23 protein-coding genes are annotated in these 22,346 nt (G+C 72.1%); 8 read left to right on the forward strand and 15 right to left on the reverse strand.

All coding sequences use genetic code 11. The features are described from left to right. Positions 1–124: 124 nt before the first annotated feature. The 6 genes from AC0AIB_RS27020 to eno are packed head-to-tail and all read right to left on the reverse strand — an operon-like array spanning position 125 to position 5,452. Positions 125–1,066, reverse strand: coding sequence for a Ppx/GppA phosphatase family protein (locus tag AC0AIB_RS27020; RefSeq protein ID WP_328348925.1), 942 nt, complete (start codon positions 1,064–1,066; stop codon positions 125–127). Between the two features lie 47 nt (positions 1,067–1,113). Further along, on the reverse strand, positions 1,114–2,376 hold the full coding sequence (locus AC0AIB_RS27025) for a hypothetical protein (protein ID WP_328340052.1): 1,263 nt from the start codon (positions 2,374–2,376) through the stop codon (positions 1,114–1,116). A 46-nt stretch (positions 2,377–2,422) separates the two neighbouring features. Continuing rightward, positions 2,423–2,929, reverse strand: a complete 507-nt coding sequence (locus AC0AIB_RS27030; protein WP_328340054.1) for an amino-acid N-acetyltransferase — start codon at positions 2,927–2,929, stop codon at positions 2,423–2,425. 1 nt (position 2,930) lies between these two features. Further along, entirely contained in the window at positions 2,931–3,488 is a 558-nt protein-coding gene (locus AC0AIB_RS27035; RefSeq protein WP_328340055.1) for a DUF501 domain-containing protein, read from the reverse strand. Between the two features lie 34 nt (positions 3,489–3,522). After that, positions 3,523–4,137, reverse strand: coding sequence for a septum formation initiator family protein (locus AC0AIB_RS27040; RefSeq protein WP_328340057.1), 615 nt, complete (start codon positions 4,135–4,137; stop codon positions 3,523–3,525). 31 nt (positions 4,138–4,168) lie between these two features. Then, positions 4,169–5,452, reverse strand: a complete 1,284-nt coding sequence (gene eno, locus AC0AIB_RS27045) for a phosphopyruvate hydratase (RefSeq protein ID WP_465097728.1) — start codon at positions 5,450–5,452, stop codon at positions 4,169–4,171. A gap of 220 nt (positions 5,453–5,672) precedes the next feature. Here eno and AC0AIB_RS27050 point away from each other — a divergent pair, with 220 nt between their 5' ends. Together AC0AIB_RS27050 and AC0AIB_RS27055 are read left to right on the forward strand one after the other, a co-directional pair. Further along, positions 5,673–6,365, forward strand: a complete 693-nt coding sequence (locus tag AC0AIB_RS27050) for a hypothetical protein (RefSeq protein ID WP_328340061.1) — start codon at positions 5,673–5,675, stop codon at positions 6,363–6,365. Next, positions 6,362–7,312: an NAD(+) diphosphatase gene (locus tag AC0AIB_RS27055; protein WP_465097729.1), complete on the forward strand. Its 951-nt coding sequence runs from the start codon at positions 6,362–6,364 to the stop codon at positions 7,310–7,312. Before AC0AIB_RS27050 ends, AC0AIB_RS27055 begins: the two co-directional genes overlap by 4 nt. A 67-nt stretch (positions 7,313–7,379) precedes the next feature. Here the strand turns inward: AC0AIB_RS27055 and AC0AIB_RS27060 are convergent, their stop codons facing one another. The 4 genes from AC0AIB_RS27060 to AC0AIB_RS27075 all read right to left on the reverse strand — a co-directional run bounded on the left by AC0AIB_RS27060 (position 7,380) and on the right by AC0AIB_RS27075 (position 10,759). Then, the gene (locus tag AC0AIB_RS27060; RefSeq protein WP_465097730.1) at positions 7,380–8,999 is read right to left on the reverse strand and encodes a DUF885 domain-containing protein; all 1,620 of its coding nucleotides are present in this window, start codon (positions 8,997–8,999) and stop codon (positions 7,380–7,382) included. A 73-nt stretch (positions 9,000–9,072) separates the two neighbouring features. Continuing rightward, complete coding sequence (locus tag AC0AIB_RS27065) at positions 9,073–9,843, reverse strand: phosphotransferase family protein (protein ID WP_328348926.1); 771 nt, start codon at positions 9,841–9,843, stop codon at positions 9,073–9,075. Positions 9,844–9,858: 15 nt separating this feature from the next. Then, positions 9,859–10,353 (reverse strand): glycine-rich domain-containing protein, encoded by a 495-nt coding sequence (locus AC0AIB_RS27070; RefSeq protein WP_328340068.1) that lies wholly within the window; start codon positions 10,351–10,353, stop codon positions 9,859–9,861. Positions 10,354–10,504: 151 nt separating this feature from the next. Then, the gene (locus tag AC0AIB_RS27075) at positions 10,505–10,759 is read right to left on the reverse strand and encodes a flavin reductase (protein WP_328340070.1); all 255 of its coding nucleotides are present in this window, start codon (positions 10,757–10,759) and stop codon (positions 10,505–10,507) included. A 495-nt stretch (positions 10,760–11,254) separates the two neighbouring features. Between AC0AIB_RS27075 and AC0AIB_RS27080 the strand changes: the two genes are divergently transcribed. The 3 genes from AC0AIB_RS27080 (at position 11,255) to AC0AIB_RS27090 (ending at position 12,664) form a co-directional block, all read left to right on the forward strand. Continuing rightward, a complete protein-coding gene (locus AC0AIB_RS27080) occupies positions 11,255–12,055 on the forward strand; it encodes a helix-turn-helix domain-containing protein (protein WP_328340072.1) in 801 nt (266 codons plus the stop codon). Then, on the forward strand, positions 12,046–12,234 hold the full coding sequence (locus AC0AIB_RS27085) for a DUF397 domain-containing protein (RefSeq protein WP_328340074.1): 189 nt from the start codon (positions 12,046–12,048) through the stop codon (positions 12,232–12,234). Before AC0AIB_RS27080 ends, AC0AIB_RS27085 begins: the two co-directional genes overlap by 10 nt. Before the next feature lie 241 nt (positions 12,235–12,475). Continuing rightward, positions 12,476–12,664, forward strand: coding sequence for a DUF397 domain-containing protein (locus AC0AIB_RS27090; protein WP_328340076.1), 189 nt, complete (start codon positions 12,476–12,478; stop codon positions 12,662–12,664). Positions 12,665–12,686: 22 nt separating this feature from the next. Here AC0AIB_RS27090 and AC0AIB_RS27095 read toward each other — a convergent pair whose 3' ends face one another. The 3 genes from AC0AIB_RS27095 to mfd form a co-directional block, all read right to left on the reverse strand. Further along, positions 12,687–13,670, reverse strand: coding sequence for a nucleoside triphosphate pyrophosphohydrolase (locus AC0AIB_RS27095; RefSeq protein ID WP_328340078.1), 984 nt, complete (start codon positions 13,668–13,670; stop codon positions 12,687–12,689). 2 nt (positions 13,671–13,672) lie between these two features. Further along, entirely contained in the window at positions 13,673–14,458 is a 786-nt protein-coding gene (locus tag AC0AIB_RS27100) for a hypothetical protein (RefSeq protein WP_465097731.1), read from the reverse strand. A gap of 129 nt (positions 14,459–14,587) precedes the next feature. Then, complete coding sequence (gene mfd / locus AC0AIB_RS27105) at positions 14,588–18,226, reverse strand: transcription-repair coupling factor (RefSeq protein WP_465097732.1); 3,639 nt, start codon at positions 18,224–18,226, stop codon at positions 14,588–14,590. A 134-nt stretch (positions 18,227–18,360) separates the two neighbouring features. Between mfd and AC0AIB_RS27110 the strand changes: the two genes are divergently transcribed. Further along, the gene (locus AC0AIB_RS27110) at positions 18,361–19,269 is read left to right on the forward strand and encodes a helix-turn-helix domain-containing protein (protein ID WP_465097733.1); all 909 of its coding nucleotides are present in this window, start codon (positions 18,361–18,363) and stop codon (positions 19,267–19,269) included. Positions 19,270–19,546: 277 nt separating this feature from the next. Continuing rightward, entirely contained in the window at positions 19,547–20,455 is a 909-nt protein-coding gene (locus AC0AIB_RS27115; RefSeq protein ID WP_328340087.1) for a cyclase family protein, read from the forward strand. Positions 20,456–20,506: 51 nt separating this feature from the next. Here the strand turns inward: AC0AIB_RS27115 and AC0AIB_RS27120 are convergent, their stop codons facing one another. After that, positions 20,507–20,815 (reverse strand): hypothetical protein, encoded by a 309-nt coding sequence (locus AC0AIB_RS27120; protein ID WP_328340088.1) that lies wholly within the window; start codon positions 20,813–20,815, stop codon positions 20,507–20,509. Positions 20,816–21,022: 207 nt separating this feature from the next. Here AC0AIB_RS27120 and AC0AIB_RS27125 point away from each other — a divergent pair, with 207 nt between their 5' ends. Further along, on the forward strand, positions 21,023–21,247 hold the full coding sequence (locus tag AC0AIB_RS27125; protein WP_328340090.1) for a FadR/GntR family transcriptional regulator: 225 nt from the start codon (positions 21,023–21,025) through the stop codon (positions 21,245–21,247). Here the strand turns inward: AC0AIB_RS27125 and AC0AIB_RS27130 are convergent. Then, positions 21,241–22,281 (reverse strand): S66 family peptidase, encoded by a 1,041-nt coding sequence (locus tag AC0AIB_RS27130; RefSeq protein WP_328340092.1) that lies wholly within the window; start codon positions 22,279–22,281, stop codon positions 21,241–21,243. The genes AC0AIB_RS27125 and AC0AIB_RS27130 overlap by 7 nt on opposite strands. Positions 22,282–22,346 lie beyond the last annotated feature (65 nt).

A 22,346-nucleotide genomic window follows, 5' to 3' on the forward strand; every position in this document is an offset into this window, starting at 1 on the left:
GGTGTTTGGCGCGTCCGACGTGGACAGTCAGCGATGCCGAGATGACTCGCCTGCATGTTGCAGCGCGGGGAAGGGGATTCCCGATGACGCCGGAGGCGTCCACCGGACCGGCCGGAGCGACGGGTCAGCTCGTGGCGGGCCGGAGGCTCCAGGCGATGCCGTCGAGGATGTCGTGCTCGGAGGCGACCACCGAGGACATACCGGCCCGTTCCATGATGACCCGCAGCACCAGCGCACCCGCCCCGATCACGTCCGCCCGGCCCGGGTGCATCACCGGGATCTCCAACCGCTGCGCGGCAGTCTTCGCCAGCAGGTCGGCGGTCACCTCGGCCACCCGCTCGTACGGCACCCGGGCGTGGTGGATGCGCTCCGGGTCGTACTCCTGGAGGCCCTGGGCGATGGCGACGACGGTGGTGACCGAGCCGGCGAGGCCGACCAGGGTGGCGGCCTGACGGCCGGGGACGGCGGCGAGCGCCCGGTCGACGGCGGCGGCGATGTCGGCCTGCGCGGCGGTGACCTCGTCGGCGGTCGGCGGGTCGCCGGGCAGGTGCCGTTCGGTCATCCGGACGCAGCCGATGTCCACCGAGATCGCCGCCTGGACGCCACCGTCACGGGTGCCCACCACGAACTCGGTCGAGCCACCGCCGATGTCCACCACCAGGTACAGCGGCTGCGCGTCGGCGGGCAACCCACGGACCGCCCCGGTGAACGACAGCCGGGCCTCCTCGTCGCCGCTTACCACCTCGGGGGCGACGCCGAGGGTATGCGCGACCATGGTCCGGAAATCGGCCGCGTTGCTGGCGTCCCGGGTCGCCGAGGTGGCGCACATCCGGACCCGCTCGGCCCCCAGCTTCTCGATCTCGGCGGCGAAGCCGGCCAGCGCCACCCGGGTCCGCTCGATCGCCTCGGGGGCCAGCCGCCCGGTCCGGTCGACGCCCTGACCGAGCCGGACGATCTCCATCCGGCGGGCCAGGTCGACAAGCGGGGCCTGCGGCCCGGCCGACGGGTCGGGCAGGTCGGCGACCAGCAGTCGGATGGAGTTGGTCCCACAGTCGATGGCGGCCACACGCGTCGTCACGGCGGCAACCCTACGGCAGCCGTCGGCACCGGCTCCTACGATCCGCCGGGCCGGTCCGCGATCCGGGAGCGCCGGCGACGCCCCCGCGCCCGGAGCAGCCAGGGCAGCAGAGCCGCCAGCAGCAGGAGCACCACCAGCGGCGTACGCCACCACCCGGGCACCGTCGTCGGTGGTGCGTCGGGCGGCGCGGAGACCCAGGGACGGGCGGTCTTCGCCCAGGCCAGGAAGGCGTCCCCGATCGGGAGCAGGCCGAAGGCGTACCGCCGGGTGTGCGGGGTGTCCAGCGGCAGACCGACCAGCTCGCCGTAGTTGGCGAGCGCCCCGGCCAGCGCGTCGTCGCCCTGCACCTGGGCCGCGCCGAGCGTCACCACGGTGGCGGAGAAGCTCACCCCGAGCGGCAGCGGCCCGGAGTCGACGTCCCCCGGGCCGTCCAGGCCACGCGGATACTCCCGGACGGCCGGGCCGAGCCTCAGCGGCGACACCACGTACCCGGCGCGGAACCGCAGGTACTGCTCGCGGGCGAAGGTCGGGTCGATCTCCGGCAGGAACCGCTGGATGACGCTCTGCGAGGTGCCCCGGGCCACCTCGGTCGGCGCACCGGTGCCCGGGTCGACCCGGTGCGGCAGTAGGCCGGTACGCGGGTCCAGCCGCTGGCGTACCCCGTCCAGCCAGCGCCGGGTGGTCGGGGCGAAACGCGGCGGCAGCAGGTGGTCGTGCAGCCGCAGCGAGGCCACCGCGACGGTGGAGTCCACCGGCCACGCCTGCCCCGGGTACGCGGCGAGGTACGGCGTGGCCGAGGCGTCGAACGCGGCGGCCAGGGCGGCCGACGCCTCGGCGAACCGACGCACCTCGGCCGGGTCACGTCGCTGCGCCGGTTGCAGGGCGAGCACCCCGCCGCGCAGCCAGTTCGTCCAGCCGGCGTGGAAGACGCCGTACGCCGGGGTCAGGTCGGGGCTGAACGGGGCCGTCCCGGCCGGCGACTCCAGCCGGGCCAACGCCCACCGGGCCTCCCGCAGCGCCTCGTCCCGCCCCTCGGCCGGCTGCCGCAGGCCGGTCTCCACCCGGGCCAGCCCGTACAGCGCGTGGGCGAAGAACCAGCCCTCCGGGAACATCGCCTGGGCGTCCTCGCCGGCACCGTCGTCGAGCGCGGCCCGCAGGTAGCTGAGCTGCCGGTCCACCCCGGGCGGCCGACCGTCGACACCACCTGTCGCCGGGGCGATCAACCGGGCCACGCCGACCAGGGCGAACAGGGTGATCAGGGCGGCGAGCACCGCGCCCAGCCGGCGTAGGATCGTCACCGGCCCAGGATGGCGGGCCGGGTCAAGGCCGGACCGACCGCCAGCCCTACAGCCGCAGCAGCATCCGGGTGTTGCCCAGGGTGTTCGGCTTGACCCGTTCCAGGTTGAGGAACTCGGCGACACCCTCGTCGTAGGAGCGCAGCAGCTGCTCGTAGACGGGTTGCGGCACCGGGGCGCCGTCGATCTCGGTGAACCCGAACGCGCCGAAGAAGGCCGTCTCGAAGGTGAGCACGAAGATCCGGGCGATGCCCAGCTCCCGGGCGGCGTCGATCAGCTCGGTGACGATCCGGTGGCCGATCCGACGCCCCCGGCAGACCGGGTCGACCGCCACGGTGCGGATCTCCGCGAGGTCCTCCCACATCACGTGCAGCGCGCCGCAGCCGACCACCGTACCGTCGCCGGCCACCGCGACCCGGAACTCCTGCACGTCCTCGTAGAGGGTGACGGTGGCCTTGCTGAGCAGCCGCCGGTCGTCGGTGTAGGTGTCGACCAGCCGACGGATCCCGCGTACGTCGCCGGTGCGGGCCCGGCGTACCACGATCTCGTCGGTCATCTCACTGCGCCGCCGGCAGGTCCACGCACGGCCCGGCGGCCCACCACTCCCCCACCAGCGCGAGCGTCTCGTCGCCGAACGGGTTGACCCCCGGCCCGGCACCGAGCGCGTGGCCCAGGTGCACGTGCAGGCACTTCACCCGGCCGGGCATCCCGCCGGCAGAGATGCCGGCGATCTCCGGCACCTCGCCGATCGCGGCCCGGCGGGCCAGGTAGTCCTCGTGCGCGGCCCGGTACCGGTCGGCCAACTCCGGGTCCTCGGCGAGCCGCTCGGCCATCTCCTTCATCAGCCCGGCCGACTCCAGCCGGCTGCACGCCGCCGTCGCCCGGGGACAGGTCAGGTAGAACAGCGTCGGGAAGGGGGTGCCGTCGGCCAGCCGGGGCGACGTCTGCACCACGTCGGGCAGGCCGCACGGGCACCGGTGGGCCACCGCCCGGGTGCCCCGGGGTGGGCGTCCGAGCTGCGCGGCCACCGCGGCCAGGTCGGCCTCGGTGGCCGGCTCGTGCTCCGGCGGGGGTACGGAGTCCGCCGCCGGCTCCTGCGGTGGTACGACAGTCACGGTGCCCATCTCTCGTTCGGTACGCGGGTGCTGCTCACTGGTCCGAGGCGTCGCCGTTCGCCGCCCGGACGCTCGACCACAGGGTGTCGTACCAGGGGTCGGGGGCCTTCGGGGGGCCCGACGGCCGGCCACCGGCGGCGTCCCTGGCCGCGCCGTCCACGTCGTTGAGCACGATCACCGGGGTCTCGCCCGGCGCCACCATGTAGAACCGTTCCCGCGCTTTGATCTTGATGTATTCGGGGTCCTGCCACTTCGCCGCCTGGGCCGACAGGTCGGCGATCTCCTCGCGCTGGGCGGCCTGGCTGGCCTCCATCCGCTCGATGTCGACCTGCTGGTCGAGATAGACCCGGACCGGATAGGTGTACGCCAGGGCGAGCGCGAGCAGCACCGCGAACAGGACGGTGGCCCGGCCGGTGAACCGTCGGGGGTGGGGTGCGGTGAGCCGTCGGATGGTGCCACCGGCAGCCGTCCGGCGGGCCGCCGCCGGACGGCTCGCCGACCGTACCCCGTCGGCGCTGCGCGACCGGGCCGTGGTGGCCCGCGCCTCGGCGCGGACCCCACCGTCGCGCAGCGGTGTCCGGGCGCCACCCGGCCGACCGGTCGGTCGGCGGGCCGGGCGTTGACCACCCGGCGTGCGGCGCTGCTGCATCGTCACACCCCTCCCCCGAGGTACGCCTGGGTCAGGCCGAACGGTAACGCGGGAACGCGCCGATGCCGGCGTACCGCGCCGCGTCGCCCAGCTCCTCCTCGATCCGCAGGAGCTGGTTGTACTTGGCGACCCGGTCGGAACGGGCCGGGGCACCGGTCTTGATCTGACCGCAGCCGGTGGCGACGGCCAGGTCGGCGATGGTGGTGTCCTCGGTCTCGCCGGAGCGGTGGCTCATCATGCACTTGAAGCCGGCCCGGTGCGCCAGGTCCACGGCGTCCAGGGTCTCGGTCAGCGAGCCGATCTGGTTGACCTTGACCAGCACCGCGTTGGCGGACCTCTCGGCGATGCCCCGGGCGATGCGCTGCGGGTTGGTCACGAACAGGTCGTCGCCGACGATCTGGATCCGGTCGCCGACGGCGGCGGTGAGGGTCGCCCAGCCGCTCCAGTCGTCCTCGGCCAGCGGGTCCTCGATGGAGACGATCGGGTAGTCGCCGATGAGCTTGGTGTAGTAGTTGCTCATCTCCTCGGCGCTCTTGGCGGTGCTCTCGAAGGTGTAGGTGCCGTCGTCGAAGAACTCGGTGGCGGCCACGTCGAGGGCGAAGACGATGTCGGTGCCCAGCCGGTAGCCGGCCTTCTCGACCGCCTCGGCGATCAGGTCCAGCGCGGCGGCGTTGCTGGGCAGGTTGGGCGCGAAGCCACCCTCGTCACCCAGGCCGGTGGAGAGGTCCTTCTTCTTCAGCACCGACTTCAGCGCGTGGTAGACCTCGGCACCGGAGCGCAGCGCCTCCCGGAAGCTGGGGGCCCCGATCGGGGCGATCATGAACTCCTGGACGTCGACGTTCGAGTCGGCGTGCGCCCCACCGTTGAGGATGTTCATCATCGGCACCGGCAGCAGGTGGGCGTTCGGGCCGCCCAGGTAGCGGAACAGGCTCAGCTCGGCGCTGCCGGCCGCCGCCTTGGCCACCGCCAGCGAAACACCGAGGATGGCGTTCGCGCCCAGCTCGCCCTTGTTGTCCGAGCCGTCGAGGTCGAGCATCTTCTGGTCGATCAGCCGCTGCTCGCTGGCCTCGTAGCCGATGAGCTGGTCGACGATCTTGTCCTCGATGTTGGTGACCGCGTTCTCGACGCCCTTGCCCAGGTAGCGGTCCTTGTCACCGTCGCGCAGCTCGACCGCCTCGAAGGCGCCGGTGGAGGCGCCGGAGGGTACGGCGGCGCGGGCGATCGTGCCGTCGTCCAGCCCTACCTCGACCTCGACCGTGGGGTTGCCCCGTGAGTCGAGAATCTCCCGGGCGACGATTCCCTCGATGGTTGCCACTGAGTCGCTCCTCGTTCGTTGTGCGAATCCGGTATGGGCCGCGACGGTGCGGCTGAGGCAGATGTTGAACGCAGCGTATCGGGCCGCGCCCGGACCCACGCCGTCCGGGGACACGTAGCCGACCCCTGATCCGCCCACCAAGACGGACATTCCCGGATTCTCACCGCTCAACCGGCAACCGGTTTGCGCCGGGTGGACCCGATCGACCACGCTGGTCGCCATGCCCGCCGTCTCGACCACCCTCCGCGTGCTCGCCGTGCCGGTCATCGCGTCGCTCACCGTCACCGGCTGTCAGACCCTGGACGACGCCGGACGCACCCTCGGCCGGTCCGATCTGGTCAACGACCTCGCCGCCCGGCTCGACGAGTCACTGGCCCGGACCTGGACCGCCGAGTACCGGCTCCCCGGCGACCGGGCCATCACCATCGCCCAGGAGAAGGAGCCGGCCCGCTCCGCGTACACCTGGACGGCCGGCAAGATCACCGTCTCCGAGCAGGCCATCACCCGGTGCGAGACCACCGCCGGGCGGACCGCCTGCACGGTCGTGCCGCCCGTGCTGATGTCCGGCAAGGCCGCCGTCCCGCTCTTCACCGAGGCCCGCAAGATCGGGCTGGTCACCCCGCCCGCGGTCATCGGGCTGCTCACCGAGGCCGCCCTGGACCCGCGCGCCCAGGTCAAGCAGACCGACACCACGATCACCGGGCACCACGCGAGCTGCGTCGAGGTCCGCCGCGACGCCGGCGACTTCGACGCCTGCGTCACAAGCGAGGGCGTGCTCGGCAGCTTCACCGGGGTGCTCGACGGCCGACCGGTCGAGCTGACCCTGGACCGCTACACCGACTCGGTGGCCGCCACGGCCTTCGACCTGCCGGCCGGCGCCGGAGTGACGGACCGCCGACCGGCGACGTCGTGACCGTCCCCCCGTCCGGACGTGCCACGCCCGCCACCGACGATGCCGCCGACCCGTCGCCCGCGCCAGGCGACCTGGGCCTGGTGGTGGCCGGTACCCGGCTGCTCACCACCCCCGACGGCGGACTGCCCCGGGTCGGCGACCTGCCGGTGGAGACCGGGTGGGTGCCGCTGGGCACGCTCGACGGCGTACCGGCCTGGACCACGGAGACGGCCGACCCGGGCCGGGCCGCCAACCCGGGCCGGGCCGCCGGAGGCCGGGCGACGACCAGGGGCGGGGACAGCACCGGGGGCGGAGACACAGCCGGGGGCGGGGAGACGACAGGCGGCCGGTGGCCGGTCGGCCGGTGGCGGAGTTGGCGGGCGCTCGCCGCGGAGCTGCCCGAGCCGGTAGCCACGCTCGCCGGCCGGGCGGTGGCCGTGGTCACCTGGCGGCGTACCCACCGCTGGTGCGGGGCCTGCCGGGCGGCGCTCACCGACGTGCCGGGAGAAACCGCCCGGCGCTGCCCCGACTGCGACCTGTACGTGCCGCTGCGGCTCTCCCCGGCGGTGCTCGCCGCGATCACCCGCCCCGGCCCGACCGGCGGCCCCACCGAGCTGCTGCTGGTCCGGCACGCGTCCGGGCCGACCGAGCTGTGGGCGCTGGTCGCCGGCTTCGTCGAGGCAGGCGAGTCGCTGGAGACGGCGGTCCGCCGGGAGGTCACCGAGGAGGTCGGGCTGGACCTCGACACGGTCGACTACTTCGGCAGCCAACCCTGGGCGATCTCCGGGCCGGGGGTGCTGCTCGCCGGCTTCACCGCCACCGCCGCCGACCCCACCGTCGAGCCGGTGGTGGACGGGCGGGAACTGGTCAGGGCCCGCTGGTTCCCGGTGGACGCCCTGCCTGCGGAGCTGCCGCCCGCGTACTCGATCTCCCGCTGGCTGATCGACGCGGTCGCCGGCCGGGCCTGACCCGGATGGCCCGGCGGCGCGCCCGGAACACGCGCGACCCGGCTTGCGACCGGCGAACCCGGACGGTTCAGCTGCCGAGCAGGGTGCGCAGGTGGCGCGGGGGTGGGCAGTCGTGGGCGAGCATCGCGTCGTGCCAGTCCCGCAACGACACCCCGGCCGGGCGGGAGCCGGCGATGTCTGCCAACTCGGTGTAGCCGACGAAGTAGGTGGAGAGCTGGGTGGAGGTCAGCAGTGCCCGCCGCCACTTGCCGGCGGCCTCGCCCTCCTCCTGGAAACCGCGCCCGGTCATCAGTGCCAGCGCGTCCGCCTCGGTCATCCCGTCGCAGTGCACCAACTGGTCGAGCAACGCGTTGATGGTCATCCGTAGCTGCATCTTGAGCTGCTGCAACCGGACCGGCAGGCCGCCGAAGCCGAGGCCGGCCATCAGCTCCTCGGCGTAGACCGCCCAGCCCTCGATGAACACCCCCGACTCGGTCAGCGCCCGGACCCGGGTGGGGCCGGCGTACCGGCGGGCGTGGGCGAGCTGGAGGAAGTGCCCCGGCATCGCCTCGTGCACCGTCAGGTTGCGGATCATGTGGTCGTTGTACTCCCGGTAGAACGACTCGACCCGGTGCGCCGGCCAGTCCGCCGGGGTGGGCGCGATGCAGTAGAAGGTGGGCAGGTCCGCCGTTTCCAGCGGGCCGGGCGGGTCGCAGTATGCCACCGCGACACCCCTGGCGAACTGCGGCATCTCCTGGATCACACATGGGTCCTCGACCAGGCTGACCAGGTCGTGCGCCCGGACGAAGTCGGCGGCCTCGTCGAGGGTGACCGAGGCGAGGTCCACGATGGAGTGGTCGTCGGGGTGCTCGGCGGCGAGCAGGTCCAGCGCGCGGCGTACCGTCTCGTCGTCGGCCGGGCCGCCGACCAGCTCGACGGCCGCGACGCGGATCTCGGCGGTGACGCGGTCCAGGTTGTCCCATGCCCGGCGCTGCACCTCGGCCGCGCCCAGCTCGGTGTCGAGGGTGTGCCAGAGCCGGGCCTCCCAGCGGCGGCGGCCCAGCCGGGGGTCACGCCCCGGCCCGGCGTCGGCGGCCAGCCCGGCGCGCAGCCAGCCGACGAACTCGTCAAGCTCGGCGATCGCCGCCGTCGCCGCCGGCCCCACCGTGTCGCGCAGCGCGGGAGCCTGGGCGAGCAGCACCGGCACCTCGTCACGGATCAGCGCGGCGGTGCCGGCGAACTGCCCGACCGCCGTCTCGGCATGGATCCGGGGCATGTCCCGCAGCGTCGCCCGCGCGGTCGCCAACGCATCGGGTACGGCCGTCAACCGCCCGACCAGATGGGCCAACCGCTCCTCCACCGGGGCGTACGGGCGGGCGAGCAGGGCGTGCAGCAGGGGGCCGGGATTGTGCCGCAGCGGGTCCCACTCGTACGCCCGGATCTCGGTCGACTCGAACAACTCCCGGTCGACCAGGGCGCTGAGCAACGCGTGGTCGACCTGCTCGTCGATGTCGAGCGCATCCGCGTCGACCTCGGCGAGCGCGTCCGCGGCCTCCCGCAGCATCACCTGGTCGGCCTGCACCGCCTCGGCGGAGAGATCCGGCAACCGGTCGTCGTACCGGTGGTCACCGGCGGAGGTGGCGAGCCCGGGGCGGCTCTCCAGCAGGGCGTCGACGATCCGCTCGGCGAGGGGCACGAAGGAGGACATCCGCTGACCCTACCCACCCCCGGGGTAGCCCGGAGCGGGCCAACGACGATCAGGCTGGCCCGCTCGTCGCGTTCTACGCCCGGTGGGCCGCCCATTCGTCGGTCCAGGCCGCGAGATCGTGCACCCAGCGATCGGTGCCCTGGCGTGACTTGGCAGCCCACTTCGAGGCGTTTCTCGATGCGAAGTCGTCCAGGACCTCGCGGTCGGCGCCGGCCCAGGCGGGAAACTGGGCCAGCCAGTCCTCCGCCTGGGCCGGGGTGTGGCCGTTGCCGATCAGCCACGGGACGAGCAACGCCAGCTCGACCCACGGTGCCGCCTTGGTCGCGTACGCCCAATCGACGATCCGAAGTCCGTCCGACGTCAGGATCAGATTGGCCGCGTTGAGGTCGGAGTGCACGAGTGAGTCGCCGTCCATCGCCGGATGCGCGAAGCCGAGCCGCCCCTGCGGAGTGAACAGCGGCACGCCCGGGGCTGGGGCCTCCTGAAGCTCCTTCAGCGTCAAGGCGAACGCATCGAGATCACGGCTACCGGGCGACAGGTCGGGGTGGGGACCGTCAAGGCGCTCGGCCCCCACCACCAACCAGCCGTCGGACTCGAAGTCCCACAGGATCGTGGGCGGATGACTACCGATGACCTTGGTTACCGCCAGTTCATAGCGCAGTGACCGAACGCCCAGGCCCGAAGAGGCGGCCTTGACGAAGACCGTGCCGGTTGAGCCGATGACGGTCGACGCGATCTCCGCGTGGTCACCACTCGGAGCCGGGTACGCGCCGATGATGCCGCCGACTCGTTCGGCAACTGCCGCCCTCACGGCATCGGGCAGGGCGATCCACTCACTGCGCATGTCCACCTCTCGTTGTTACCTGCCGCTGAAGTCCGGCTCCCCGGGCGGGCAGCACGATTCCGCCTCACCGTGCCAGAACTCCATGTCGACCCGGTACCCGGTGGCGTGCAGCGCCGCGAGCGTGAACGTGACAGCCGTGCCGTCCATCATCCCCTCGGTCAGGATGGGGATGTGGTGGACGAAACCCCCGGCGATCTGCTCGCAGGCGGCGGCGTAGGGCACGGTGTGCTGCAACACGGAATGCCACACCGCGTCGACCGGAAGGGTCGGCACGACACGGCCGACCGACCCGTCCGGCAGCGACATCCCGAAGTCCGGGTTGCCGACGTTGTCTGCGTGCGCCTTGAGGAACACGCAGAACTGTTCGACGGCCCGCTCCGCGTAGGCGCGGGTGACGTGCCGGTCGGCGGCGAAGTAGTCGACCAGCTTGCCGAAGACCTCCGACGTGACGAGGGTTCGGGGATCGAGCGCGGTCGTGTTCGTGGTCGGTTCACTGGCAGTGACAGTCATGACTTCTCCTTGCACCTGTGCAGTCAGCGGTGCTGGTTCGCACCATGTACGGGCCGGTGCCCGCGTGTCTGTCCATCGGTGAAGCGATCATGAAGTGCGGGTGACTCGCGGCGAGGTTGATGCGGAGGTCCCCGCACCCTCGGCATGGCCCTCATCCTCGGGCTCGCGCCCAGGCGAGGAAGCGGTCTGCCATGTCCGCGCGCCGGTCGGGGTTGAGCTGGGTGAGCTGACTCGTCGCCTCCTGCATCAGGGTGCCGAGGTAGACAAGCAGGGCGGTCCGGTTCTCCCGATACTCGGTGAGCAACGCGAGCTTGGCCGGCTGGCAGGGCCACTCCCTGCCGCAGTTGCGGCAACGCCACAGCGGGCGCATGGCGACGTGCGGGACGGGCGGGCGGACCACCGCCATCACCGCACCGTCGCGGCGCTGGCACGCGCCTCGTCGTTGGTCAGGTCCAGGAACCACAGGAACCGCTTGACGATCCCGTACGGCTCCGGCCCCTCCGCATCGGTCCTGACGGTCACCAACGGCCCCCGTTCGCGCGCCACTCCCCAGCCAAGGTCATCAGGGGTTGCTCGGAGGTCCGCACCGAGGGAACCAACATGGTGGGCTGGTAAGCCCAGGGTGGGCGGACCGACCCGATCGCCCGGCAGGGCGGAGTCTTCCTGGCCATCCACCGCCTGATCGTGCGGATCATCTCGACCTCCCTTGGAATTGGAAGGGGGCCGCTCCCCTCCCCCTGGACGGGAGCGGCCCCACCGCGAAGCCGGCCCCAACGCTGTCCTGTCGGAGCTGACCCGCCTGAATGACAGTCTGGTGAGGACACCACTACGCTCGGAAGCCACACACGCTGCACCGGCCCAGGTGTGCAGCTCGGCCACCTTCACGTGCAGGAGTGTGCAGATGGAAAGCCCGCCCATGCTGGAGTTGTTCGCCGGTGAGCTGCGCCGCCTGCGAGTCAAGGCCGGACTGTCTCAAGAGGCGCTGGGCGAGCAGATCAACTACTCGGCCTCACTGGTCGCCGCCGTCGAGCAGTGCCGCCGGCCACCGCGCGAGGAGTTCGCCGAGCGCTGCGACGAAGCCCTCCAGGCGGACGGCCTGCTCAGTCGGATCCGGGACGCCCTGATCAAGGAAAGCCTGATGCCGTGGTTCCGCGAGTGGGTCACGATCGAGCAGGAGGCGACCGCGCTGTGCTCGTTCCAGCCGCTGGTGCTGCCCGGCCTGCTCCAGACCGAGGCGTACGCGCGGGCCCTGCACGAGGGGGCGAGTCACCTGGTCGGGGATGCCATGGAGCAGCAGGTCGTCGCCCGACTGGCCCGGCAGGAGATCCTTCATCGGGACAGCCCGCCCCTGTTCGTGGCGGTGCTCGACTACACCGCCCTGGAGCGCCCGATCGGTGGCCAGAAGGTGATGCGCGAGCAGTTGCTCCACCTCCAGGAAGTGGCGCAGCAGCCGAGAGTCCACCTTCACCTGATTCCGAAGGGCACGGGGGCGTATCACGGGCTGAACGGCGCCTTCGTCATCGCCACCCCCGCAGAGGGTGACGACATCGCTTACCTGGACAACCAACTACAGGGAACCATCGTCGAGCGGGCAGCATACGTACACTCTCTGCGGCAGACCTGGGAGTCTGTGCGAGCAGAGGCAATGCCCAAAGGGGCCACCCTCAAGTTGATCTCGGAGGAAGCAGAGTCATGGACCTGACCGGCGCGATCTGGCACAAGAGCACGCGGAGCAGCGGCAACTCCGGTGACTGCATCGAGGTGGCGGACAACCTTCCCGGCATCGTGGCCGTCCGCGACAGCAAGGACCCTTCCGGCCCGGCCCTGGCCTTCGAGCCGGCTACCTGGCAGGCGTTCATCGGCTTCGCCAAGCAGTCCTGACACCACGTACGAGCGGCCCCCTCAGCCCCATGACACCGCGCTGAGGGGGCCGCTTCGTGTGCGCGTCAAGCCCCGGGTCTGGTGGAGGGCGACGACATCGCTTACCTGGACAACCAGCTACACGGAACGCTCGTCGAGCGGGCAGCAGACGTACACTCTCTGCGGCAGACCTGGGAGTCTGGGCGAGCAACGGCTATGCCCGAAGGGCCACCGTCACGTTGATCCCGGAGGCAGCAGAGACATGGACCTGACCGGCGCGATCTGGCACAAGAGCACCCGCAGCGGCACCGGTGGTGGCGACTGCGTGGAGGTGGCCGACAACCTTGCCGGCATCGTGGCCGTCCGCGACAGCAAGGACCCTTCCGGCCCGGCCCTGGCCTTCGAGCCTGCGGCCTGGAAGGCGTTCGTCGGCTTCGCCAAGCAGTCCTGACACAACCCGTACGAGCGGCCCCTCAGCCATCGCGCGGAGGGGGTTCGGCGGTGCGCAGGGCGGTGGCGTGGGTCAGGGTGGCGTGGCGGAGCGCGGCCTCCGGGTCCAGGCCGGCCCGGCGGGCCTCGGCCACCATGGCGAGCATCGTGGCACCGAGGCGCGACTCCGGGTCGGGCTCGGCGTCGGGGGACGGCAGGGGGACGGTCAGCCCGGCCCGGCCGGCCCGGTCGAGGATCTTGGCGGCCAGGGACAGGGCGGGCTGGCTCAGCGCGATGCCGTCGAGGACCGACGCGCGGGCCTTCTCGGCCTGCTTGATCCGCTCCCAGTTCGCCTCGATCTCCGCCAGGGAACCCGCCTCGGCACCGGCGAAGACGTGCGGGTTGCGGCGGACCATCTTGTCGACCAGGGTGCCGGCCACGTCGTCGACGTTCCACCGCTCACCCTCGGGCAGGTCCTCCGCCAGGCGGGCGTGCAACAACACCTGGAGCAGCACGTCGCCCAACTCCTCGCGGAGCGCGTCGGTGTCGCCGTCGCTTATCGCGTCGTACGCCTCGTAGCACTCCTCGATCAGGAAACCGGCGAGGCTACGGTGGGTCTGCGCCCGCTTCCACGGGTCACCGCCCGGTGAGGCGAGCCGGTCCATCACCTCGACCGCGTCGAGCAACCGGGCCCCGGGCGGATCCCACGAGCCGTACATCAGCTCCAGCTCGGCCAGCCCCGGCTGTCGGGCCAGCCGCAGGCCCAGCTCCCGGGCCAGGGTCTCGTCACCGGCCGGACCGGCCAGCCAGACCGCCGTACCGTGGGCCGCCGCCGCGTCGAGCAGCGCGTCGGTGGCCCCGGCGGACACGACGGTGACCTCGACGCCCGCCGCGCGTACCGCCATGACCTGTGCACTCTCCGCGCCGGTGAGCACCGGTGCGCTACGGAGCACGTCCCAGGCGGCGACGGTCAGCAGACCGGCCGGCAACCGGGGCGAGCTGACCAGCAGGACGATCCGGTCGGACATGCTCAGGAGGCCGCCGGCCCCTGCGCCGGGGTCGGGCTGCCGACCGGCTCGGGGGTCGACACGTCGGTCACCGGGCCGCTCGCGTCGATGTACGGCAGCGCGTAGAAGACCAGTTCCTGGCCCTTGTTGACCCAGGCGGGTACGCCGAGCGGCCGGTACCGGGGGTTGACCTCGACGTTGGTCTTGTCGGCCTGCTCCTCCAGCGCGGCGCTCAACGCGGAGGCGCTGCGGACGAAACCGCCGTCACCGAAGAGCTTCCGCACCTCGGCCACCGACAGGCCCGGCTCGATGCCACCGGTCTTCTCGATCGCGTGGTAGACCGCCATCACCGACTCGTCGCTCAGGTCGGCCGGCGGCAGCTGCTGACTGAGTACGGCGAACAGGTCCGCCCACTCGCCCCAGAGCTTGGCGAACTCGGCCTGCGGCGGCATCTGGAGCTGCTCGGCCAACTGGTCGGGGGTGATCTGGTCGGGCACCTGGAGGTTCTTCTCCGCCGCGACCCGCTTGCCCAGGTCGATGCTGACCAGCAGGTTCACCACGTCCTGCCGGGTCACCCCGGCGCGCAGCTGCTCGGGGCCGGGGGTCTGGCCGGACTGGGCCGCGCCCTGGCGCACCGCCTCGGCGTACTTCGTCTGGGCGTCGGTGTAGATCGCGTCCACCCGGGCGACCGAGTAGCGACTGTCGCCGATGTATGCGGCCACATCCGGAGATGCCTTGCCGCAGGCGGAGAGGGAGAGGACACCCAGGGCCGCGACGCTGGCGGCGGCGATGAGACGGCGTGCACGCATGACTGTCACTCTCTCATGCCTGCCTGTGTACGGTGACGCCGCCCACCGCGACCTGCGGCCCCACCCCGCGCTCCGCGCCATTCGGTACGCGCGCCCACGCGCCGTGCCGTCCGGCGGGCGGCAGCCCGGTCATGCCCGCGCTCCGGCGAGTGCGGCCGGCTCGCCGAGGACGTCGGAGAGGAGTTGGGCGCACCACTCCAGCAGCGCCTGGTCCCGCAACGGCTCGCCGCCGATCCGGCGGGTGCTCGGCCGGGGCACGCTGACCTGGTCGGTGGCCGGCTTGTAGACCGAGTCCGGGTGGTAGCGCTTGAGCCGCAACTGCTTCGAGTCGGGCAGCGGCAGCGGCCCGAACCGCAGGTGCTTGCCCTGCATGCTGACGTCGGTCAGGCCGTAGCGGCGGGCCAGCAGCCGGAACCGGGCCACCGCGACCAGGTTCTGCACCGGGGCGGGCGGCTCGCCGTACCGGTCGGTCATCTCGGCCACCACCTCGCGCAGCCGCTCGTCGTCGCGCGCCTCGGCGAGCTTGCGGTACATCTCGAGGCGCAGCCGTTCCACCCCGACGTAGTCGAGCGGCAGGTGCGCGTCGATCGGGAGGTCGATGCGGACGTCGGTCTCCTCCTCGGTGCTCTCGCCCTTGAACGCCGACACCGCCTCGCCGACCATCCGGACGTACAGGTCGAAACCGACGCCCTCAATGTGCCCGGACTGCTCACCGCCGAGCAGGTTGCCGGCGCCCCGGATCTCCAGGTCCTTCATCGCCACGTACATGCCCGCGCCCAGCTCGGTGTGCTGGGCGATGGTGGCCAGCCGCTCGTGGGCGTGCTCGGTGAGCGGCTTCTCCGGCGGATAGAGGAAGTACGCGTACGCCCGCTCACGGCCCCGGCCCACCCGACCCCGGATCTGGTGCAACTGGGCCAGGCCGAGCAGGTCGGCCCGCTCCACGATCAACGTGTTGGCGTTCGGGATGTCGATGCCGGACTCCACGATGGTGGTGCAGACCAGCACGTCGAACTCCTTCTCCCAGAAGCCGACCATCACCTTCTCCAGCGCCTCCTCGCCCATCTGCCCGTGCGCCACCGCCACCCGCGCCTCGGGCACCAGCTCGCGCAGCTTCCGGGCGGTCCGGTCGATCGACTCGACCCGGTTGTGCAGGTAGAAGACCTGCCCGTCGCGAAGCAGCTCACGGTGGATGGACGCGGCCACCTGCCGGTCGTCGTACGACCCGACGAAGGTCAGCACCGGGTGCCGCTCCTCGGGCGGGGTGGCGATCGTCGACATCTCCCGGATGCCGGTGATCGCCATCTCCAGCGTCCGCGGGATCGGGGTGGCCGACATGCTCAGCACGTCGACCGAGGCGCGCAGCGTCTTCAGGTGTTCCTTGTGCTCGACCCCGAAGCGCTGCTCCTCGTCGATGACCACCATGCCGAGTTGCTTGAACCGGGTGGCCGTCTGGAGCAGCCGGTGGGTGCCGATGACGATGTCGACGGTGCCGTCGGCGACCATTTCCAGCGTCCGCTCGCTCTCCTTGGCGGTCTGGAAGCGGGAGAGCTGCCGGATGGTCACCGGGAACTGGTTCATCCGCTCGGCGAACGTGTTGTAGTGCTGCTGCACCAGCAACGTAGTCGGCACCAGCACGGCCACCTGCTTGCCGTCCTGCACCGCCTTGAACGCCGCGCGTACCGCGATCTCGGTCTTGCCGTACCCGACGTCGCCGCAGATCAGCCGGTCCATCGGGACGGTCTGCTCCATGTCCCGCTTGACCTCCTCGATGGCGGCCAACTGGTCGGGCGTCTCCTGCCAGGGGAAGGCGTCCTCCAGCTCCCGCTGCCACGGGCTGTCCGGGGCGAACGCGTGCCCCTTGGACGCCTTCCGGGCGGCGTAGAGCTGGATGAGCTGGGCGGCGATCTCGCGGACCGCCTTGCGGGCGCGGGCCTTGGACTTCTGCCAGTCCGAGCCGCCCATCTTGTGCAGGGTGGGCTGCTCACCGCCGACGTACCGGGACAGCTGGTCGAGCTGGTCGGTGGGGACGAAGAGCCGGTCACCGGGCTGGCCGCGCTTGCTCGCCGCGTACTCGATGACCAGATACTCCCGGGACGCGCCGTTGACGGTGCGCTGCACCAGCTCGACGTACCGGCCGATGCCGTGCTGCTCGTGCACGACGAAGTCGCCGGCCTTCAGCTCCAGCGGGTCGATGGTGTTGCGCCGCCGGCTCGGCATCTTGCGCATGTCCCGGGTGGAGGTGCCCCGGCCACCGCTGACGTCGTTGCCGGTGAGCAGCACGAACCGCGACGCCTCGTCGACGAAGCCGGCGGTCAGGCAGCCGCAGGAGACCAGCACCTCGCCGGGTGCCGGCGCGGCCGGCACCTGCTCGGTGAGCCGGGCGCCCAGGCCCGCGTCGCGGAGCACCTCGACGGCCCGCTGGGCGGGGCCGTGCCCCTCGAAGACCAGCGCGACCGACCAGCCCTCGCCGGTCCAGCGCCTGACGTCGTCCACCACTCGGTCGGTCTCGCCGTGGTAGAGCGGGGCGGGCTGGGCGGCCAGGCTCACCGCGATCGCGTCGTCGGGGGTGACGTCCACCTCGGCCGGTGCGTCCTCCCAGGGTTGCCGGGCGGGGGTGGCGGCGTCCGCCTCGACCAGCCCGAACGGGGCGAGCGTCCACCAGGGCTGACGCCGGGCGCGGGCGGTGGCGCGTACCTCGGCCAGGGACTTGAAGGCGGCGGCGCCGAGGTCCACCGGGGCCTGGCCGCCGACGGCGGCCGCGGCCCAGCTCGCCTGGAGAAATTCCTCCGAGGTACGCACCAGGTCGTGCGCCCGGGTGCGGATCCGCTCCGGGTCGCAGAGCAGCACGTGGGTGCCGGCCGGCATGGTGTCCACGAGCAGTTCCAGGCTCTCGTCGCCGAGCAGCGCCGGGACCAGCGACTCCATCCCCTCGACCGGGATGCCCTCGGCCAGCTTGTCGAGGATCTCGGCCAGCTCCGGGTGCTCTCCGGCGAGCGCGGCGGCCCGCTTCCGCACGCCCGGGGTGAGCAGCAGTTCCCGGCAGGGCGGCGCCCAGAGCATCGGCGTGCCCTCGATGGTCCGCTGGTCGGCGACGGCGAAGGTGCGGATCTCCTCCACCTCGTCGCCCCAGAACTCGACCCGCGACGGGTGCTCGTCGGTGGGCGGGAAGACGTCCAGGATGCCGCCCCGGACGGCGTACTCGCCGCGCTTGGTGACCAGGTCCACCCGCGCGTACGCCATGTCGGTCAGCTGCCTGGCGATCTCTTCGAGATCAGCCTCCTCGCCGGCGGCGAGCCGGACCGGCTCCAGGTCGCCGAGCCCCTTGAGCTGTGGTTGGAGCAGAGACCGGACGGGTGCCACCACGACCCGCAGCGGGCCGGTGCGGCCGTGTGCGTCGGCGGACTCCGGATGCGCGAGCCGGCGCAGCACGGCCAGCCGTCGGCCGACCGTGTCGGAGCGGGGCGAGAGCCGCTCGTGCGGCAGCGTCTCCCAGGACGGGAAGACCGCGACCTGCTCCGGCGGGAGCAGGCTGCCCAGCGCGGAGGCGAGGTCGTCGGCCTCCCGGCTGGTGGCGGTCACCGCGAGAACCGGTCGTCCCGCCCCACCGGCCGGCTCGTCGACGGCGACCGCGGCGACCGCGAACGGGCGCAGCGCGGCCGGGGCGGTCAGGTCCAGGCCGTCCACCTGGGCCGCGCCGGAGCGGGCCAGGTCACGCGCCCGGGCCAGCCCTGGATCGGCCAGGGCGGCGGCGAAGAGTCCGGTGAGCATGCGAGATCAACTCCGAGACGGGCACGACGATCACCCCGCGCCCGGTCTGGACGGGGGGTCTACGGATTCGACACTATCTCTTACGGGAGACGATCGGCCGCCATGCTGATCGGCGAGCACCTGGGGGGAACCTGATGCCCGAGGGAACCGGCAGCGATCCGCGCCGCAAGACCACGCCCGCCCGCTGGCGGGTGCTCGGCCACCCGGACGGGATCCTCGTCTACCAGGGCCAGTGCATGGTCGAGAACCACGACTGGTCGGAGACCGTCACCGACGACAGGTACAGGGTGGTGCTGGGCCGCTCCGGCGCGTCCCACTACCGGATCAACGGCCGCTCGGTGCTCGTCGACCCCACCTCGGTAGTGATCACCCGGCCCGGTGACGAGCAGGCGGCGGCGCACCCGTACGGCTGCGGTGACTCGTTCACCAGCCTGGAGATCGACCCGGAGGTGCTGGCGGACCGGCCGGACGGGGACCGCTGGCTCGACCGGTCCGGCTGGGACGGCCACTCGGACGCCTCCCTGGACCTGGCGCACCGGTTGCTGGTGGCGGAGTCCCTGCGCGGGCTGGACCGGTTCGAGATGGCCGAGCGGCTGCACCGGTTCCTCGGCCGCTTGCTCCAGCACAGCGCCCTGGCCGGGGACGACGAAGGGGCCGAGATCGACCGCGCGGTACGGCGGCGACCGGCGACCATGGCCGCTCACCGGCACCTCGCCGACCGGGCCCGCGAGGTGCTGGCCACCTCGGACTTCACCCTGGGCCTGGCCGAGGTCGCCCGTGCGGTGGGTGCCTCGCCGCACCACCTCAGCCGGGTCTTCCAGCGGGTCACCGGCAGCAGCCTCACCGCCTACCGGAACCGACTCCGGGTCCGGGCGGTGCTGGACACCCTCGCCGAGCCGGATGGTCCGCCGCTGGGCCGGCTGGCCAACGACTACGGCTTCACCGACCAGGCGCACCTGACCCGGGTGGTCCGGGAGCAGGTCGGCCATCCGCCGGCCAGACTGCGCAAGCTGCTCGTCCCGAAGCGACCGGCCGCCGACTGACCGCCCATCCGAGCACATTTTTACAAGAACGAAGGCCACTCCGAAGGCGAGGATTGATCGCGTCAGCCCGGAACGGTCGCCGGATAGGCGGCCGGACGGGGGCACGCGGGCCCGCTCGGGGGGGCCCGACACCCCCCGCCGGGCCCCGGGTGGCCCACCTCGTGGCAACCCCGAAGGTGCCGTGCAGCCCCCTGCACGGCACCTTCGCCCTTCTCCGCCCACGCCGGGCCGTCGGACGGATCTTGACCGGGTACGCCGGGCATGGTGCGGTGAAGCCATGACGAGGCAGCACCGGGCGCAGTTCGACGCGGAGATCACCTTCGCCAACGGTGGCGGGTTGCGGACCGAGGGTTTCCGGCTGGACATCCCCGACCCGGACATCACGGACGACGCCCTTGCCACCCTCCTGGTCCGGCACCTCGGGCTGCTCATGGTGGCCGAGGTGCGGATCAGCGGAAAGACGATCATCGAGGAAGCGCACCAGGGCGGCCGGGGCGTGGCCACCGCCACCGGTCGGCGGCGGCTGGTCGAGTTGAGCCACCTGGTCACCGACGGGATGACCACCCTGCCCGGCTGGCCCGTCCCGAGGATCACCGACTGGCTGACCAGGGAGGCGTCCCGGGCGAACTACGCCCCGGGCGTCGAGTTCCACGTCGCCCGGATCGACATGATCGCCAACACCGGCACCTATCTGGACGCCCCCGCCCACCGCTGGGCCGACGGGGCCGACCTGGCCGGCGTGCCGCTGGACCGCCTCGCCGACCTGCCCGGGGTGCTGGTCCGGGTGCCGGCCGGCACCCGCGCGGTGGACCCGCTGCTGCTGGCCCCGTACGAGGTGGCCGGGCGCGCGGTGCTGCTGCACACGGGTTGGGACGTGCACTTCGGCACCGACCGGTACCCGGCCCCCGACGCTCCCTACCTGACCGGGGCCGGCGCGCAGTGGCTGGTCGAGGCGGGTGCCGCCCTGGTCGGCATCGACTCGATCAACATCGACGACATGAGCCCGGCCGCCGCCGGTGAACGGCCGACGCACAGCGCGTTGCTGGCCGCCGGCATCCCGATCGTGGAGCACCTGACCGGCCTGGACGCGCTGCCCCCGACCGGTTTCCGGTTCACCGCCGCCCCGCCCCGGGTGGCCGGCATGGGCACCTTCCCGGTCCGTGCCTTCGCCACGATCGACGATTGAACAGCCGCCTACTCGCCGATCCGGCGTCGATCGTGGCGGGTCGGTAGGCGCTCAGGCGGCTCGGGCCGTGCCCGGATCTAGCCGGCTCACCAGCCGTCGGGACAGGTGGGCCAACGCACGCGACTGCGCCAGGTCGATCGGCCACCGTTCGACGTCGGAGCCGGCGGAGAGCTCCAGCAACAGGCCGGACGGCGGGGTCGGACCGACGTCCATCCGCCACAGGCCGACCCTGACCTGGATCACCTCGTCGCCCCGGACGGCCGTGCCGATGAGCCGGGACAGGTGCAGATCGTTCGACCCGGCGCAGGTGGGGCCGGGCAGACACCAAGGTGGATGAACGGGGTTCGGTAGGTTACTCATGGGCCAGGGTCGTCCTTTCCTGGTCAAGGCCCGGGGAGCGGAGTGCCAGCTCCACCCCGGGCCGCCCTGTTGGTGATGCTCAACCGGTTGCGAGCCAGGTGAGCGAAGTCAGTTTATAGCTGAGCGTCGACATTGTCGACACTGTCGACGTTATAGACGCTGTCAACTTGTGGTGATCTACTTGGCTCTGCGAGCCAGGGAGACACCATGAACACGCCTAAATACGAGCAGGTGGCGTCAGCCATCCGCGATCAGATCCACGCCGGAAAGCTGAGACCGGGTGATCAGCTACCCACGACCAAGGGCCTCATCGAGACATATGGCGTCTCCTACGGCTCGGTCCGAACCGCCCTGCTCATCCTCAAGGCCGAAGGGCTGATCGAGGGAAGACAGGGCGAGGGCGTCTACGTCCGGGACCCAGGCGCTCAGTAGCGCACCATGATTCGGCGTTCGATCGCGTCGACCACGATCTCCCCGCCGTACGGGATGATCAACTGCGGGTCGGTGTGACCCAGATCGACGTCGAAGACCACCACCGGATCCGGGTGGTAGGCGGCCAGCGCCCGGGTGACGGCGGCCCGCTGGGCGGCGGCCCAGGCCAACCGGTCGGCCAGCGGCAACGGACGGGCGAAGTCCCACGCCTTCGGGCGGCCGACCACGATCGCCGGGAACCCGCCGAGCAGCCCCCGCTCCCCCATGTTGCGCAGCATCCGGAACACCTCCCGGGCGTCGGGGAGTTCGTTGGAGGTCTCGACCACGAGCACCGAGCCGGCCAGTTCGGCGGCCGACGGGACCCGGTCGGCGGCCATCAGCCAGTGCAGGATCTCCAGGCAGCCACCCCAGGTGCGGCCCCGCACCACTGTCGACGGCCCCTGCCAGCGCCAGCCGGTGCCGGGGAACATCACCGGTTCCCGGGTCAGCGAGGCGGGATCCCGCCAGTCGCCCGGCTCGTCACCCCACTCCGGCGCGGGGGTCAGCTCGTACCAGTCGGAGGTGAACAGGGCGGCGCGCAGCGAGTCGAAGGTCAGCGGGTGCGGTGCGCCGGGTCGGCCGAGGTGCACCAGCACCGAGCCGCCGTGGTAGGACACCATCCCCAGCCGGTAGAGGTGGTTGAGGACGTTGGTGTTGTCCGAGTAGCCGAAGTACGGCTTCGGGTTGGCCCGCAGCACCGCGTCGTCCAGGTGCGGGGTGACGGTGATCAGGTCGTCCCCGCCGACGGTGGCGAGCACGGCGTTGATCGTCGGGTCGGCGAAGGCGGCGGTCAGGTCACGCGCCCGGTCCCGGGGGGCGGCCCGGGACTGCCGGGTGGTCGGATACTCCACCGGCTCCAGGCCGAACTCCTCGCGGAGCCGGCGCAGGCCCAGCTCGTACACGTGCGGGAAGAGTGCCGGCAGACCGGCGGAGGGTGAGACCACCGCGACCCGGTCGCCCGGCTTCGGCTTGATGGGGTACGCGGGAGACGCCACGACCGGAACCTACCGCCCACCACCAGCGGATTTCACCCGACGAAACCCCTCAGGCCGGGCATTAC

This window comes from Micromonospora sp. DSM 43699 (assembly GCF_055517075.1).

Bases quoted from the DNA above. Each gene is read 5' to 3' on its own strand.
- AC0AIB_RS27030 (WP_328340054.1), bottom strand. From the start codon at position 2,929: ATGACCGACGAGATCGTGGTACGCCGGGCCCGCACCGGCGACGTACGC.
- AC0AIB_RS27040 (WP_328340057.1), bottom strand. From the start codon at position 4,137: ATGCAGCAGCGCCGCACGCCGGGTGGTCAACGCCCGGCCCGCCGACCG.
- AC0AIB_RS27050 (WP_328340061.1), top strand. From the start codon at position 5,673: ATGCCCGCCGTCTCGACCACCCTCCGCGTGCTCGCCGTGCCGGTCATC.
- AC0AIB_RS27060 (WP_465097730.1), bottom strand. From the start codon at position 8,999: ATGTCCTCCTTCGTGCCCCTCGCCGAGCGGATCGTCGACGCCCTGCTG.
- AC0AIB_RS27065 (WP_328348926.1), bottom strand. From the start codon at position 9,843: ATGCGCAGTGAGTGGATCGCCCTGCCCGATGCCGTGAGGGCGGCAGTT.
- AC0AIB_RS27070 (WP_328340068.1), bottom strand. From the start codon at position 10,353: ATGACTGTCACTGCCAGTGAACCGACCACGAACACGACCGCGCTCGAT.
- AC0AIB_RS27075 (WP_328340070.1), bottom strand. From the start codon at position 10,759: ATGGCGGTGGTCCGCCCGCCCGTCCCGCACGTCGCCATGCGCCCGCTG.
- AC0AIB_RS27080 (WP_328340072.1), top strand. From the start codon at position 11,255: ATGGAAAGCCCGCCCATGCTGGAGTTGTTCGCCGGTGAGCTGCGCCGC.
- AC0AIB_RS27085 (WP_328340074.1), top strand. From the start codon at position 12,046: ATGGACCTGACCGGCGCGATCTGGCACAAGAGCACGCGGAGCAGCGGC.
- AC0AIB_RS27090 (WP_328340076.1), top strand. From the start codon at position 12,476: ATGGACCTGACCGGCGCGATCTGGCACAAGAGCACCCGCAGCGGCACC.
- AC0AIB_RS27095 (WP_328340078.1), bottom strand. From the start codon at position 13,670: ATGTCCGACCGGATCGTCCTGCTGGTCAGCTCGCCCCGGTTGCCGGCC.
- AC0AIB_RS27100 (WP_465097731.1), bottom strand. From the start codon at position 14,458: ATGCGTGCACGCCGTCTCATCGCCGCCGCCAGCGTCGCGGCCCTGGGT.
- mfd (WP_465097732.1), bottom strand. From the start codon at position 18,226: ATGCTCACCGGACTCTTCGCCGCCGCCCTGGCCGATCCAGGGCTGGCC.
- AC0AIB_RS27110 (WP_465097733.1), top strand. From the start codon at position 18,361: ATGCCCGAGGGAACCGGCAGCGATCCGCGCCGCAAGACCACGCCCGCC.
- AC0AIB_RS27115 (WP_328340087.1), top strand. From the start codon at position 19,547: ATGACGAGGCAGCACCGGGCGCAGTTCGACGCGGAGATCACCTTCGCC.
- AC0AIB_RS27120 (WP_328340088.1), bottom strand. From the start codon at position 20,815: ATGAGTAACCTACCGAACCCCGTTCATCCACCTTGGTGTCTGCCCGGC.
- AC0AIB_RS27125 (WP_328340090.1), top strand. From the start codon at position 21,023: ATGAACACGCCTAAATACGAGCAGGTGGCGTCAGCCATCCGCGATCAG.